The organism is Kamptonema animale CS-326, from assembly GCF_028330895.1.
In the GTDB taxonomy this organism is placed as follows: Bacteria; Cyanobacteriota; Cyanobacteriia; order Cyanobacteriales; family Microcoleaceae; genus Kamptonema; species Kamptonema formosum.
In genome coordinates this window covers 1-14,722 of record NZ_JAQMUA010000349.1, presented here as the reverse complement: position 1 = coordinate 14,722, position 14,722 = coordinate 1, and the positions used below count along the sequence as shown (strand labels likewise).

11 protein-coding genes are annotated in these 14,722 nt (G+C 41.1%); 7 read left to right on the top strand and 4 right to left on the bottom strand.

Features of this window, described 5'->3' with window-relative positions:
• On the top strand, positions 1 to 1,508 hold a 1,508-nt coding region (locus PN499_RS20205), incomplete at its 5' end, for a GAF domain-containing SpoIIE family protein phosphatase (protein ID WP_272034006.1).
• A gap of 24 nt (positions 1,509 to 1,532) precedes the next feature.
• On the opposite strand, the gene PN499_RS20200 is transcribed toward PN499_RS20205, so the two are convergent.
• The 4 genes from PN499_RS20200 to PN499_RS20185 form a co-directional block, all read right to left on the bottom strand.
• Positions 1,533 to 2,636, bottom strand: a complete 1,104-nt coding sequence (locus tag PN499_RS20200; RefSeq protein WP_272034004.1) for an ABC transporter ATP-binding protein — start codon at positions 2,634 to 2,636, stop codon at positions 1,533 to 1,535.
• A 295-nt stretch (positions 2,637 to 2,931) separates the two neighbouring features.
• Positions 2,932 to 4,014 carry an ABC transporter substrate-binding protein gene (locus tag PN499_RS20195; RefSeq protein WP_272034003.1) on the bottom strand — a complete coding sequence of 361 codons (1,083 nt, stop codon included), beginning with the start codon at positions 4,012 to 4,014 and terminating at the stop codon, positions 2,932 to 2,934.
• A 160-nt stretch (positions 4,015 to 4,174) separates the two neighbouring features.
• On the bottom strand, positions 4,175 to 5,059 hold the full coding sequence (locus PN499_RS20190) for an ABC transporter permease (protein ID WP_272034001.1): 885 nt from the start codon (positions 5,057 to 5,059) through the stop codon (positions 4,175 to 4,177).
• 80 nt (positions 5,060 to 5,139) lie between these two features.
• A complete protein-coding gene (locus PN499_RS20185) occupies positions 5,140 to 6,003 on the bottom strand; it encodes an ABC transporter permease (RefSeq protein ID WP_272034000.1) in 864 nt (287 codons plus the stop codon).
• 279 nt (positions 6,004 to 6,282) lie between these two features.
• On the opposite strand from PN499_RS20185, the gene PN499_RS20180 reads away from it, so the two are divergent.
• From PN499_RS20180 to PN499_RS20155, 6 genes are all read left to right on the top strand, one after another.
• Complete coding sequence (locus PN499_RS20180) at positions 6,283 to 7,044, top strand: pentapeptide repeat-containing protein (RefSeq protein ID WP_272033999.1); 762 nt, start codon at positions 6,283 to 6,285, stop codon at positions 7,042 to 7,044.
• A gap of 171 nt (positions 7,045 to 7,215) precedes the next feature.
• Positions 7,216 to 7,860 (top strand): RNA polymerase sigma factor, encoded by a 645-nt coding sequence (locus PN499_RS20175; protein ID WP_272033998.1) that lies wholly within the window; start codon positions 7,216 to 7,218, stop codon positions 7,858 to 7,860.
• A 327-nt stretch (positions 7,861 to 8,187) separates the two neighbouring features.
• Positions 8,188 to 8,520, top strand: coding sequence for a 2Fe-2S iron-sulfur cluster-binding protein (locus tag PN499_RS20170; RefSeq protein WP_007355978.1), 333 nt, complete (start codon positions 8,188 to 8,190; stop codon positions 8,518 to 8,520).
• Positions 8,521 to 8,536: 16 nt separating this feature from the next.
• Positions 8,537 to 8,956 (top strand): hypothetical protein, encoded by a 420-nt coding sequence (locus PN499_RS20165; RefSeq protein ID WP_007355979.1) that lies wholly within the window; start codon positions 8,537 to 8,539, stop codon positions 8,954 to 8,956.
• Between the two features lie 372 nt (positions 8,957 to 9,328).
• Positions 9,329 to 12,841, top strand: coding sequence for a maltose alpha-D-glucosyltransferase (gene treS / locus PN499_RS20160; RefSeq protein ID WP_272033994.1), 3,513 nt, complete (start codon positions 9,329 to 9,331; stop codon positions 12,839 to 12,841).
• A gap of 300 nt (positions 12,842 to 13,141) precedes the next feature.
• A complete protein-coding gene (locus PN499_RS20155) occupies positions 13,142 to 14,485 on the top strand; it encodes a RusA family crossover junction endodeoxyribonuclease (protein ID WP_272033993.1) in 1,344 nt (447 codons plus the stop codon).
• Positions 14,486 to 14,722 lie beyond the last annotated feature (237 nt).

Below are 14,722 nucleotides of genomic sequence, written 5' to 3'. Positions count from 1 at the left end.
GGGGAGCAAAACGCAAAGTAGAAGATTTAGATGAAAAATATATTCAGTGGCTTAGTTCAAGCCGTACTGATACTAAAAATACCAAGAATCGGATTATCACAACTGGTGGAACATCAGGTGAAGAACTGGACTTTGCCGCAGTAATGAAAGCATCCCAAGCTATCTCCGGTGAAATCGTTCTAGAACAATTGTTAAACCAGGTGATGAAAACTGCGATCGAAAATGCAGGCGCACAAAAAGGTTTTCTCATTTTGAATAAAGACGGGAATTGGGCGATCGAAGCGGAAGCAGCATTAGAGTCCGATCGCATTGCCATTATGCAATCCATTCCCCTAGATTCTGTAGATCCTGCAACTGGAATTCCTCTGCTATCAACCGCCATAGTTAACTACGTTGCTCGCAGCCGGGAAAATGTAGTATTAAATAACGCCATTGATGAAGGACAATTTACTCGCGATTCTTATATTACCGCAACTCAACCCAAATCAATCCTCTGCACTCCCCTACTCCACCAAGGCAAGCTAGGTGGCATTCTCTACTTAGAGAATAATCTCGCGATCGGCGCATTTACCTCAGAAAGAGTGGAAACTTTAAAGATCGTTGCTACTCAAGCTGCGATCTCCATTGAAAATGCAAATCTCTACGAAAAATTAGAAGAGTACAACCGAACTTTAGAGCAAAAAGTAGAAGATCGTACTTCACAATTAGCCCAAGCTAATGCAGAAATATTGGTTTTGAACGAACGGCTAGAAGTAGAAAACCTTCGCATGAGTGCCGAACTAGACGTAACCCGCCGCCTGCAACAAATGATTTTGCCGAAACAGGAAGAATTAGAATTAATTGAAGGGCTAGAAATTGCTGGATTCATGGAATCTGCTGATGAAGTTGGCGGCGACTACTACGACGTACTAAATTATGGCGGTAAAGCTACAATTGGCATCGGTGACGTGACCGGACACGGTTTAGAAAGCGGCGTGTTAATGATGATGGCACAAACAGCAATTCGCACTTTGTTGATCCACAATGAAACCGACCAAGTTAAATTATTGCAGACAGTTAACCAAACACTTTTTGACAATGTAGAGCGCATGAATTCCAATAAAAATATGAGCCTTTCTTTGCTGAAATATCAAGACAATACTCTGTGTTTGAGCGGACAGCACGAAGAGGTCATTCTCGTGCGTTCCAGCGGCGAAGTAGAACGGATTGATACCATCGACTTAGGCTTTCCGATCGGCTTGGAAGCCGATATTAACGATTTCCTTGCTTCTACTGAAATACAGTTAAATTCCGGGGATGTTGTCGTACTCTACACAGATGGAATTACCGAAGCTATTGATATGAATGAAACTCAATACGGTATCGAGCGATTCATTGAAGTTATTGCGCTTAACAGGGAACAGTCAGCAGCAGAAATCAAGCAAGCTGTTATTGATGATGTGCGCCTATACATTGGAGAGCAAAAAGTATTTGATGACATTACTTTAGTAGTAATCAAACAGAAGTAATATCGGGAAAGCTCAGTATCTTGGCTATACCCCTAGATCCGAGTCTAAAATACAAATACTCTCCGGCGATACCACCACTCGTACCCTCTCACCCACCGCATAACGCTGTAAATCATCTCGGTGTAAATTCTGCCTGCGAACCACCACAGAACTCCGATCCGTCAACTGCACAGAATATCGGGTATCAGTACCAATATAAACCACCTCTTCCACCGTCCCCAACCAACCATCTTCTCGATCATCTGAAGGATAAATAGTAGCTTTTTCTGGTCGCACAACCAGCGTTAAAACCTTACCAACTGGCATATCTTCTACGTTAGCAACTAATACTGGTAACTTTTCATCAACCAACACCACAACCTTACCCGCCCCACTTTCAATTACTCGCCCCGTTAAGAAATTAGTCTCGCCAATAAAATCAGCAACAAAGCGAGTTTTCGGATATTCATAAATATCAATCGGCGTGCCAACTTGTTGCACCTGTCCTTGATACATCACCGCAATTCTATCAGACATCGTTAAAGCTTCTTCCTGATCGTGCGTCACATAAATAAAAGTAATTCCTAACTTTTGTTGCATCCGCTTCAATTCTATCTGCATTTCCTTCCGCAGCTTCAAATCTAGAGCTCCCAGCGGTTCATCAAATAGTAAGACAGAAGGTTGTTTTACTAATGCTCTTGCTAATGCTACCCGCTGCTGCTGTCCTCCTGACAACTGACGTGGATAGCGTTTTTCCATATCAGTTAACTGCACCAACGCCAGAGTATCAGCAACGCGAACCTTAATTTCTCGGCGTGGTAAATTCTCCATTTCCAAACCAAAAGCCACATTTTGAGCCAGCGTCAAGTGTGGAAAAAGAGCATAATTCTGAAAAACTGTATTAACTGGGCGGTGAAATGGCGGACGATCTTTCATCGGTTCCCCGTGAATGTAAATTTCGCCTATTGTAGGGATTTCAAAGCCAGCAATCAGTCGTAAAGTGGTAGTTTTCCCGCAGCCAGAAGGCCCCAATAGTGAAAAGAATTCTCCATCAGCAATTTGCAGGTTGATGTTATCTACAGCTAGGCAATCTTTTTTGCGAGAGTCTTTAAAATACTTGAAAATATTAACCAGTTCAACAGCGTACATTATTGTTAGTGGTTAGTGGTTAGTAGTTAGTGGTTAGTTGTTAGTTGTTAGTTAATTAGTGGTTAAGTGTCAACATAAATTAAATAAAGATACGCAATATATCAAACTTTTTGCAACTTGGACATGATGGTAGGGTACATCATAATATGAATCTTTCTCATCGTCGTAAAACTTTAGACTGACGCACCCTACAAGTCGATGTAAGCATAACTGTTAATTATTATTTTGTCTATCAACTAACAAGGAACAACTAACAATCAATACTTCACAACTAACAACTAACAACTAACAATTTTTATTTCCCAAATGCGGCCTTAACCTCAGTCCATGCTTGGTCGTACAAGCCCGTCGCTTTACCAACATCCTCAATATATTTGAGTTTAGAGAATATCTCATTTGGAGGATAAATTTGTTGATTTTTCATGTCTTGGTCATCGATTAAACCCCGATCTATTGCTGCCTTATTAGGCGAGCCAAAGTGGATAAAATTAGATATTTTTGCACCGACTTCTGGCTGTAACACAAAGTCAATAAATTTCTCAGCTAACTCTCTATTCGGTGCATTCTTGGGAATAGCTATGTTATCAGTAAAAACAATTGTCCCTTCTTTGGGAATCGCAAAACGTAGGTCTGGGTTTTCTTTCATTACCTGGAAAATATCGCCGCTCCATTCCATAGTCAGATTTACTTCTCCTTGAGCGAGCAAGTTTTGACCTGTATCGGGTACAAAAGCGGCAATCATTGCCTTATTTTCGATCAGCAAGTCACGAGCTTTATTAATCTCATTGGGATTCGTTGTATTGGGGTTATATCCTAAATACATCAAGACACCTGCAAATGTGTACCGCGCATCGTCTTGCCATGCTACTTTACCCGTGAATTTTGGGTCTAACATTGCCCCCCAACTGTTCACTTCACCCTTTGTTGCTTTCAGATTATAGCCAATACCCATAGTCCCCCACTGGTAAGGAAATGAGTATTTATTGCCGGGATCGAAGGATTGGTTAACAAACTTAGGATCGAGGTTTTTCTTGTTAGGAATTTTATCTAGATTAAGCGGCTCAAGCATATTCTCAGAGACCATGATTTTCACCATATAGTCGGCTGGAAATATTACGTCGTAACCGGGATTGCCTTGCTTTAGTTTTGCATATAAAGCATCGCTATTGTCGTAGGTGTCGTATTTGATTTTGACGCTATTCTCTTTCTCGAATTGCGCGATAGCTTCCGGTGCAATATAAGTTGAATAGTTGTAAATGCTCAGCACTTTTTCACTACCTCTGCTCGTTTCGGCACCATTGGGAGTGCTACCGCTACAGCCGAAAGGCAATATGGCGCTAATCATAAACAACAGGAGGAAAGTTAGTAGACGTTTCATAAGTTTTGTCTGAAGGAAGAAGGAAGAAGGAAGAAGGAAGAAGGAAAAAGGAATTATACCAAATCCGGCTTAAATACTCCCTGTATTCTTTAGTCCGCATAGGCGGACTTTGTTTTTGTAGTAGCGGTTTCAACCGCCGACTAATAAACGGGTAACTATTTTAACTTTTCTGGATAGTTAGTGATGATACCACAAGTAATAGAGAAACTAGCAACATTAAAGTTGAGATCGCATTGATAGCTGGTGTCACCGTAAACTTAATCATCCCATAAACGAACAAAGGTAGGGTCGTTGAACCGACACCGCTAGTAAAGAAACTGATGACAAAATCATCTAAAGATAAGGTGAAAGCTAACAGCGCAGCGCTGAAAATACCAGGCCAGATTAAGGGTAAAATGACTCGCCAAAAAGTTCGCCATTCATTTGCGCCCAAATCTAAGGCTGCTTCTTCTAAAGCTGGGTCTAATTCTGCCAAACGAGCTCTCACAGTAATAGTAACAAAGGAAATATTAAAGGCAATGTGACCGATAATTACCGTAGGCAAACCGAGAGTAAGGCGAATTCCGACCAGATTTTCTACTAGCCGAAATACTAGGGTAAAAAAAACTAGCAAGGAAATGCCCATTGTAATCTCAGGAATGATAATCGGCAAAAAAAGTAATGCTTCCAAGGTTCTGCGACCAGGGAAGCGAAAGCGCTCCAATGCCAGCGCTATCATCGTACCAAAGATTGTCGCTAGCAGGGTAGAGATAGCAGCAATTAGCAAGCTATTATTTACAGCTTCCCATAATCCTGCATCGCTAATGTTAGCAGTTCCTTGGGCTGAGCCCAGTACGATTACACCCGCGCCTGCGAATAGGCTGCGATACCAGTCTAGGGTAAAACCGCGCCAAACGGCATTAGACCGGGAGGTATTGAAGGAGTAAATAATTAATATTAGAATTGGTAAGTAAAGGAAGGCAAATCCTAATGCTGCTTGCCCCCAGAGCCAATGTTTGCCAATTGAACGAATTAATAAATCTAATTTTATTTTGTTGTCATTCATCTAATTACTGATGCTAATTCCTGATGGCTAAATGCTGATTATGCTAGCAATGCTAGGTATAATATGCGATCGTCTACTATTTAATTTTCTTCTTCTGAAAGATGGAAATAGATTAACATGGGAATTAAGACTAATACCATTAATAACATAGAAAGGGCAGAACCAAAAGGCCAGTCGCGAGCTTTAAGAAATTGATTTTGAATCAGATTTCCTACCATCATTGTTTTAGCACCGCCTAAAATATCGGGCGTGATGAAAGCACCTACTGTCGGGACAAACACCAGTATTGAACCAGCGATAATCCCGCGCCTTGTTAACGGTAATACGATCCGCCATAAGGTGCGAAGGTCATTAGCTCCTAAATCTTGGGCGGCTTCTACTAATGTAAAGTTGAAGCGTTCTATTGTAGAATATAATGGTAAAACCATAAAAGGCAGATAGCCATAAATTAAACCAATTGTGACGGCAAAAGGAGTGAAAAGCAAGTTTAATGGTTCGTTGATAATTTGCAGGCTTTGCAGGGCGACGTTAATTACTCCTTTACTTTGCAGGAGAACTATCCAGGCGTAAGTCCGCACTAGAAAGTTAGTCCAAAACGGAATAATGACTAGCAATAGTAAAGCATTTTTCCATCCCGGTGAGCGTCGCGTGGCAATAAAAAATGCTAGGGGATAGCCAATTAACAAGCAAGCTGCGGTGGTAAGAAATGCTAGCCAGAGCGATCGCCAAAGCACTCCCAAGTAAATATAACTATTTCTATCGCCTAATAAACGCTGATAGTTACCCAGTGTAAATGTCCAGGTGACACCGCCGTAAGTGCCACGTTCTAAGAAGCTGTAGGTTAAGACAATTAGCAGTGGCACAACAAAAAAAATCACCAGCCAGAATGTGCCGGGAAATAAGAGCAGTAAAAGGTTAGTTTGTTTCCGGGTTTTGAGTGTCATTTGTTGATAAATTAAGCTTGGGAGATTAAAAACTCAGAAAAAAATAGCTCCCAGAGCATTTCTTTTCTGAGTTTGAGGATATAAATGCCTGGTTTTGAGTACTCTGGCTTTACCGGATAGAATAATCCAGATAGAAGAAGTCAAAAGTTACTCGTTTAAGCTAAAATCTATTTTAGAGGCTAGTCTATACCTAATGATACTTTTCGATGGGCAGGAATCTTTTCGCTCCAATCGAACGTCTCATAGTCTGAAATATTAATAAATTTCGAGTCCAGTAAGATGAAGATCAAACCTATTTTAGGATTTGCAACGCTGGCGATCGCACTCAGCCTAGCGATGCCAGTTCAGTCCGCAAATCGCCGAGATGTCGAGAAACTAAGAGAAACTGGTCAGTGCTCTCGGTGCGACCTCAGAGATGCCAATCTTAGAGGTGCAAATCTACAAGGAGCAGACCTCAGAAATGCCAACCTGAGAGGTGCGAACCTGCGAGGCGCTGCTCTTAGAAATGCCAACTTAAGCAATGCTGACCTCCGGGGAGCTGATTTAAGGGATGCAGATTTGAGTAGGTCTAATTTGAGAAATGCCAACTTGAGTGACGCTAACTTAAGAAATGCTGACTTGGAACGAGCTGAGGTCAGAGGTGTCAACTTCCAGGGAACCGATTTAAGAGGGGCAAACGTTAAAGATACCGGTTTGCCAGGTGATAACCGAGGGCGCGACAATGACAGGGGGCGCAATGATAATGAAAGAGTAGCGGTGGAGTTTATTTCTCGCAGCAATGATGAGGTCAGGATTCAAATCGAAGGAGATGGCAAGAGGCAAGAAATTAGATTAAGCGGCAATAATTCTAAGGAAAGGATTTATCTGCCAGCTACAACTTACAGAGTTAGTTTCTTTGGTAGCCAATCTGGGTATAAGCCTTGGAAATCTGGCAAACTGGATTTGGAGCGGGGCCGCACGAATACGATCAGAATTTACTTTAACCGTAGCAATCGCTCGGTGCAGGTAGAAAATGACCCGCAAGCCTGGAATTCCGATTAATATATCTACTTCACATTCAAACCCGCTGCGGCGGGTTTTGAGTTTCTAGCTTTTTTGGTAAGCAATACCCTCTCTACAGAATTCTGACTAGGATGTTTGCCACAAGTCTAAGGGATGATGTATTATGTCTAGTGCATCAGCGTTTTTTAGCTCAGCTCGTGCAGAAAAATTGTGCAAACGCCTCAATTTCCTGAATCCAACCATCCGATTGTCAAATCGCTGTTTCATAACAGCGACCAGGAGTTGCTGACTCTGTTTCAAAATCATCCCGATCAGGGAAAATTTTTCACGGCTATTTTTTGTCGATACGCTCAAATTGTCTACACGCTGATTCGGCATTCAGTGCGATCGCCAGTGCAGGCTGATTACCTATTTGCTAGGACTTGGCGGCATATTTACTACGAATTGCGTGGCCTAGATTTGCGCCGTGAAGGGCCAGAAGAGGGAGGGGAGAATATTACTCTTCAGAATTGGCTGATTAATGTAACAGCTATTTGTATTAATCAGACCGATTTACCGTCAGTGGAATCGATTCATTACTCTTTACAAGCGGCTCCACCGCCGCTTTGGTGTTACGTCGGACAGGCATTAGAACAGTTAGCTCCGTTGCTAAGATTAACTGTTTTAATGGCTCAGACTTTCCGTTGGAGCGAGACGCGAATTGCGGCTTATTTGCAAGCGGAGGGTGAAGCAATTTCTCCCGCTCAGGTAAAAGCATTGTTGCAAAAGGGGTATCAAAGTCTAGAGGGAAATTTGCCGGAGGATATTCGGGCTATTTACTTTGAGGAGGATTTGATGGTAATGGCTAATAGCTAATTGCTAATGGCTAATGGCTAATTGCTAATGGCTAATTGCTAATGGCTAATGGCTAATTGCTAATGGCTAATTAAGAGGTTTTATCTCACCTAATTTTAAAATACTATGGTAACGCCAAATCTATATGATTTAGTTGTTAGCCATTAACAATCAGCCATTAGCAATCTATAATTTATCTTAGTTAAACAAGAGGAATATTAATAAGTAAACCACCTAATTTAAAGTAAAATAAGATAAATAAAAAGCTTGCTATGACATAAGTATTTTTTACTTCTTCTTTCTTCCTTCTTCCTTCTTCCTTATTCCTTCTTCTTATTAGGAGCGCAAATGGCAGTTTATCAAGTTCGGTTAGTGAATCCTGCGATCGCACTAGATCGGACAATTCCAGTACCAGATGACCAGTATATTCTAGATATGGCAGAAGAAGCTGGTCTTCGCCTGCCTTCTGGGTGCAAACAAGGGGAATGTTCGGCTTGTATTGCTAAACTGGTAAGTGGCGAAGTGGATCAAAGCGAGCAAAAATTTCTGCGACCGTCGGAATTAAATGCAGGTTATACTGTTACTTGTGTAGCTTACCCGCTATCTGATTGTACATTGCTTACTCATCAAGAACAAGTTTTATATCAATCATCTCTTTATTATCAGCAAAATCTGGGTTAAGCTGAATGATTAAGTCATGGTAAAGCGCTTTCTTTACGAAAAATCTGTTTCCTATAATGGGCATCTAATCGTACCTTTTATTTTGACCATAGTTGAGAGCAAAGACATTTATTCTTATACCTTACTTTCTGAATTAGGTCATAAAGGTAAATTGCACAAATTGGAAAATCCTGCTGGGATTTGTGCGAATACCGTAGAGGGAATAATTGAAGTTGCCAAAGAGCATCTTGATGAAAATTCAGATATTGCCGCTCAGGATGATTATTTTAAGTGTCGGTATACTTATCGGGACAATTTAATTATTGTTTATCAAGAAGCTGGTAAATATTTCTACGATCATTATCCACCAAGTAAGTTAAACAATATTGCTGCTCCCAAAATATTTTTATCTGAAGGCGATTGCCTCAACTGGATTAAACAGGGACTCGATTATTAAAATCAGGACGGGCAGATTTTTGATTTTTGATTTTGGTTTTAATATTTGTTCTGCTTTTGGCAACAATTACAGGCAAGAGTAAAATCTCCACTTTTGCTGTATCAGCGAATACGAATTTTTGATTTTTGTAAATCAATGGGTGTTTATCTTACTTAAGACAGATAATAAAATTTAGCATTTTAGCTATTTTGAAAACAGCAAGTATAGTATAAAATTGAGTTTACTTAAGCTGAGCGTTAGATTTTTGACAGCTAGCTATTAACAGGTATAATTAACTCAACTTGGGTGTAATTTTACCCATATCTGTACTATCTACAATCAGCGGCAATCGCTAATTACCAGTTGCCAATTACCAATTACCAATTACCAAAAATGTCAATTTTGAATGACGATCCTTTGTGGTTTAAAGATGCCATCATTTACGAAGTCCCTGTTCGTGCCTTTGCTGACAGCAATGCTGACGGTATTGGCGACTTTCGGGGATTGACAGAAAAACTAGATTACTTGCAAGATTTGGGAGTGACAGCTATCTGGGTGCTGCCTTTCTTTCCCTCGCCGTTGCGAGACGATGGCTATGATACTTCGGACTACACTAGCGTCAACCCAATTTATGGCAATTTGGAAGATTTTCAAAACCTTTTAGATGCGGCGCACCAGCGGGGAATTAGAGTAATTATTGAGTTAATTGTCAATCATACTTCTGACCAGCATCCCTGGTTTCAAAAGGCGCGGAGAGCGCCGAAAGACAGCAAGGAGCGAGATTTTTACGTTTGGAGCGATACACCCGAAAAATATCAAGATGCACGGATTATTTTCCAAGATTTTGAGACTTCAAACTGGGCTTGGGATGCGGTGGCAAAATCTTACTATTGGCATAGATTTTACTCCCATCAACCTGATTTGAATTATGACAATCCAGCGGTGCGCCAAGCAATATTAGATACTGTCGATTTCTGGTTAGCTATGGGTGTAGATGGGCTACGGATGGATGCCGTTCCTTATCTGTACGAGCGGGATGGTACTAATTGTGAAAACCTTTCCGAAACTCACTTTTTCCTAAAACAACTACGGAAGCACGTAGACGAAAATTTCCCGAATCGAATGCTACTTGCTGAGGCTAATCAGTGGCCGGAAGATGCGGTGCAATATTATGCCCAAGGAGATGAATGTCACATGAACTTTCATTTTCCTCTAATGCCACGCTTATTCATGTCGTTGCAGATGGAAGATAGCTTCCCAATTATTGATATTATTCAGCAAACTCCTCACATTCCTGATAACTGTCAGTGGGCTTTATTCCTCCGCAATCATGATGAATTAACCTTAGAAATGGTGAGCGATGAAGACCGGGATTATATGTACCGAGTTTACGCTCAAGATACCCAAGCTAGGATTAATTTAGGTATCCGCCGTCGGTTAGCTCCTTTAATGGGAAATAACCGCCGCCGCATTGAGTTAATGAATGCTCTTTTGCTTTCTCTTCCCGGTACTCCCGTGCTTTACTACGGAGATGAAATTGGGATGGGGGACAATATTTATTTAGGCGATCGCAATGGGGTAAGAACTCCGATGCAATGGAGTGGCGATCGCAATGCTGGCTTTAGTCGGGCAAACCCTCAAAAGCTATACGCACCACCAATTCTTGACCCAGAATATCACTATGAAGCCATTAATGTAGAAGCGCAACGATCTAACCTAAATTCGTTGTGGTGGTGGATGAAACGCTTAATTGGAATTAGGCAGCACTTCCAAGCATTTGGTCGCGGAACCTTTGAATTTCTGTATCCAGAAAACCGCAAAGTCTTGGCTTTTATGCGGATTTACGATGGAGAACATATCCTGGTTGTAGCGAATTTGTCGCGCTTTGTTCAAACAGTTGAATTAGACCTGTCGCCCTTCAAAGGTTCGGTGCCAATTGAGATTTTTGGTCGCTCTGAATTTCCCACTATTGGCGATTATCCTTACTTTCTCAGTCTCACTCCTCACTCATTTTATTGGTTTACGATCGCACTTAAACCGGATGTTTATCCACAGCAACTACCGCAAATAAAACTGCCGACTTTGACTGTTAGCGGTAATTGGGAAAGTATTTTTAATCCCAACAACAAATCCAGAGCCCAGATTGCTGCTATTTTACCTAAATACTTACGTACTTTTCGTTGGTTTGGTGGCAAAGCTCGCACAATTCAAGCGGTACAAATTACAGAAGTTATTCCCATAAGTTCCTCTGGATTGGCTGGCGAAAATTTAGGTTCATCATCAATATCCGCTCAGAAACAATTTATTAATACCTATTATCTGGTATTTTTAAAAGTAGATTACACGGAAGGAATGGCCGAAACTTATGTGCTACCTCTAGGCTACGAAAAAATTAGTAGTGCTGGGGATGGTGGGGAGATATTGGCTGAGGGTAACGTCACAAATTATAAGCAAAACCAGCCATCACAAAGCCTTCATTCTGCACAGGCGATCGCAGAACTCAAGTTTATCGGCAAAAATGATGAAATTGGCGTGTTATTTGACGCTGCGGGAGAGAAAGACTTTTTGAGCTTTCCCTTGGATGCGATCGCCAATTCCCGTCAATATATGGGCACTGCTGGTAAATTGCTAACAACGATTACCAAGGAATTAACCCCGGAAGAAGACTTATCGCACGTTGAACCCCGCTTGATTAAGGGAGAAAAAAGCAATACTTCCGTAGTTTACGGCGATCGCTTAATCCTTAAATTGTTCCGCAAAGTTGAGGAAGGTATCAATCCCGACCTAGAAATTGGGCAATTCTTAACTGACAAAAACCCGCTCCAACCATATATCCCAGTTGCAGGAGCCTTAGAGTACCGCCGCCCAGGAAGCGAATCGATTACAATTGGAATATTGCACAAGTTTATTCCCGAAGCTAGGGATGCTTGGTCTTATACATTGGATAGCTTAAGTCACTATTTCGAGGAAGTAATGGTCGTAGGTGCAAAGCATTCTAACGACAATTCATCAGGTTATGGTGACAGTTATTTACCCACTGCTTTACCCTTACCAGTGCAACAGCCATCAAATTCGCTGGTATCTAATCTATCAGTTGAAATGCCAGAATTGGCTCACGAACTTATCGGCGCTTATTTAACATCTGCCGAACTTTTGGGTCAGCGGACGGCGGAACTGCATTTAACCTTAGCTTCCGATTTAGAGAATCCCAGTTTTGCCGCAGAAAATTTCACATCTTTTTACCAGCGTTCCATTTATCAGCAGATGAGAAATCTTACTGGTAGAACTTTATTGCTGCTAAGAAAAGGGCTTTTAAAGTTATCGCCAGACGGACAAAAAATGGCGCAAGTTATCCTCAGTCATCCAGAGCAGTTGATCGGAAAATTCAGGTCTATTTTGAACCTTAAAATCACAGCTCAGCGTATTCGCTGTCATGGGGATTACCATTTAGGTCAAGTGCTCTATACAGGCAAAGATTTTATCATTATTGATTTTGAAGGAGAACCGGCGCGTCCTTTGAGCGAGCGGCGCATGAAGCGCTCGCCTTTGCGAGATGTTGCAGGAATGGTGCAATCTTTCAACTATGCTGCAACTTTATCCCTCCGCAAAGAGATAGAAAACGGCATAATTCGAGCTGAAACTCTCCCCACAATGAATCAATGGGCTAAGTTTTGGTATGGGTGGGTTAGTGTTGCTTTCCTCAAGAGTTATTTGATAACAGCAGGCGATGCAAATTTTGTACCTAAATCTATGGACGAACTGCAAGTATTACTGGATGCTTATATTTTGGAAAAAGTGGTTTATGAGTTGGCTAATGAACTCAATAGCCACCCAGATTGGGCAGAGATTACTATCGAGCGAATTTTGTATTTGATTGGTTTTCCAGTTGAACAGTTACTTAGTTGAGTTTGAGGGCGAGGAGAGTATACTTAATAAATTAGCCAGGACTTAGGCAACTGGCACATTAAGCAAAGGTATGTTGGCTTTAGCGCTAAAGTGGCTACAACATACCTAAAAACTGACTCTTGACCTTCTTAATTGCGAAAACCATTGCTTTTATTGCTTTTTACCTTCTGCCCTTGTAGTTAACTAAATCTTCTGCCTTCGGCTATAATTGCTGATGTGCGATCGCACTTTCGGCATCTATTCTGTTGCAGTATTTTTAGTTTAAGCATGATTTTTGAGTAGGGAAGAGCATCTAAGTAAGTGGAAACTAACAATCTCAACAAACAACTCAACAGCACAAAGCCTTTCTCCGTAAGCGAAGAGGTAGAAATGGCGGGTGCAAAAACTCTGTGGCTAGTTTTATCTAGTTACTTAGAAGTGCTGATAAATTCTGCCCCTTTACCGATGACGCTTCAGGAATTGGGGGCGGAAATTAAGGGTGCTCACGAGCAGTGTCAGACTTCTCCAATGGCGGGACTGTTGTACGCTCGCAACGCTGGGGAGTGGTTGTTGGAAGCTCAAGAAAAGTTACAGCCTGAACAATGGGAAATTTGGCTAAAAGCTAATTGTAATCTGTCACAAAGAACGGCAGAAACTTATATGCAAATGGCTAAAGGATGGCCTGGTTTACCGAAGGATAAACCCCGAAGTATTGAAAGGGAAAGTTTTGTAAAAAATTTTATTGTTTCTAGTCAGAAGGATAGTTTTGAGAGAGCGCAATCTATTGATTATCTAGAGGAAGACGAAGAATTAGAATTAGAATTAGAATTAGAGGAGAGAGTGTATGAAGAACCGATAATAACTTCTGAAATAATTGAGGACATCGCAGTTGAAGAACCGATAATAACTTCTGAAATAATTGAGGATATCGCAGTTGAAGAGCCGACAATAACTTCTAAAATAACTGAGGACATCGCAGTTGAAGAGCTGATGATAACTTCTGAAATAATTGAGGACATCGCAGTTGAAGAGCCGACAATAACTTCTGAAATAACTGAGGATAGCGCGTCTGAAGAGTCTATAATAACTTCTGAAATAATTGAAGATACTGCATCGGACGAACAAATAATAACTTCTGGAGTAATTGAGAATATTACATCTAAAAAACAGATAATAACCCCTGAAGTAATTGAGAGTTTAGAGGTTGTTAATTTGTCGTCACCCCAGGAAATAATTACTGTAAATGTTGAAAAATTAGAAGTTTTTGATATTCCTCAATCTAGGGAAGTTATAATATTTTTTATACCCGGTAATGTAGTCCCCAAAGCGCGGCCGCGAGTAACTGGGAATGGGACATTTATGCCACAGCGATATCGAACGTGGCGAAATATGGCTGAGGTGGAAATTTATAGTCAACTATCTGAGTTAAATTTAACTATCGAATTACCAATAAAAAGAGCGTCAATTTTAATGCGTTTTGTGGGAAAGCACCGCACTAATTCTGATTTGGATAATTTAGCTGGTGCGTGTCTGGATGCTTTAACTATGAATGGGGCGGGAGTGCTTCTGGATGATAGAATTAGTTGTGTTTCTAAGTTAAGTGTTGAGTATGTACCTGTGGCTGACAAAACGGGTGTTTGGATAGAGATTACTCCGGTTGATTGATTTTTGAAAATCAAAGGTTGACTCTTTTGCCATTGGAACGAAGGGCTAGTTAGGGCTTGCTGAAAATTAGCGAAAAGCTGACTGTACAAGGCTTATAGCTGGGGGGGTGACAGAGAGGCCTAAGAAATAGACCCAATCAGGATTCCAGCCCGTATACCCTGCTGGTAAAAACGACGTTTATTGGGAGTTATCTTCATTAATTCTTGAACGAGTTCAGAATGTTGTTCGAGATAATTT

Bases quoted from the DNA above. Each gene is read 5' to 3' on its own strand.
- PN499_RS20190 (WP_272034001.1), bottom strand. From the start codon at position 5,059: ATGAATGACAACAAAATAAAATTAGATTTATTAATTCGTTCAATTGGC.
- PN499_RS20180 (WP_272033999.1), top strand. From the start codon at position 6,283: ATGAAGATCAAACCTATTTTAGGATTTGCAACGCTGGCGATCGCACTC.
- PN499_RS20165 (WP_007355979.1), top strand. From the start codon at position 8,537: ATGGTAAAGCGCTTTCTTTACGAAAAATCTGTTTCCTATAATGGGCAT.
- PN499_RS20195 (WP_272034003.1), bottom strand. From the start codon at position 4,014: ATGAAACGTCTACTAACTTTCCTCCTGTTGTTTATGATTAGCGCCATA.
- PN499_RS20200 (WP_272034004.1), bottom strand. From the start codon at position 2,636: ATGTACGCTGTTGAACTGGTTAATATTTTCAAGTATTTTAAAGACTCT.
- PN499_RS20185 (WP_272034000.1), bottom strand. From the start codon at position 6,003: ATGACACTCAAAACCCGGAAACAAACTAACCTTTTACTGCTCTTATTT.
- PN499_RS20170 (WP_007355978.1), top strand. From the start codon at position 8,188: ATGGCAGTTTATCAAGTTCGGTTAGTGAATCCTGCGATCGCACTAGAT.
- treS (WP_272033994.1), top strand. From the start codon at position 9,329: ATGTCAATTTTGAATGACGATCCTTTGTGGTTTAAAGATGCCATCATT.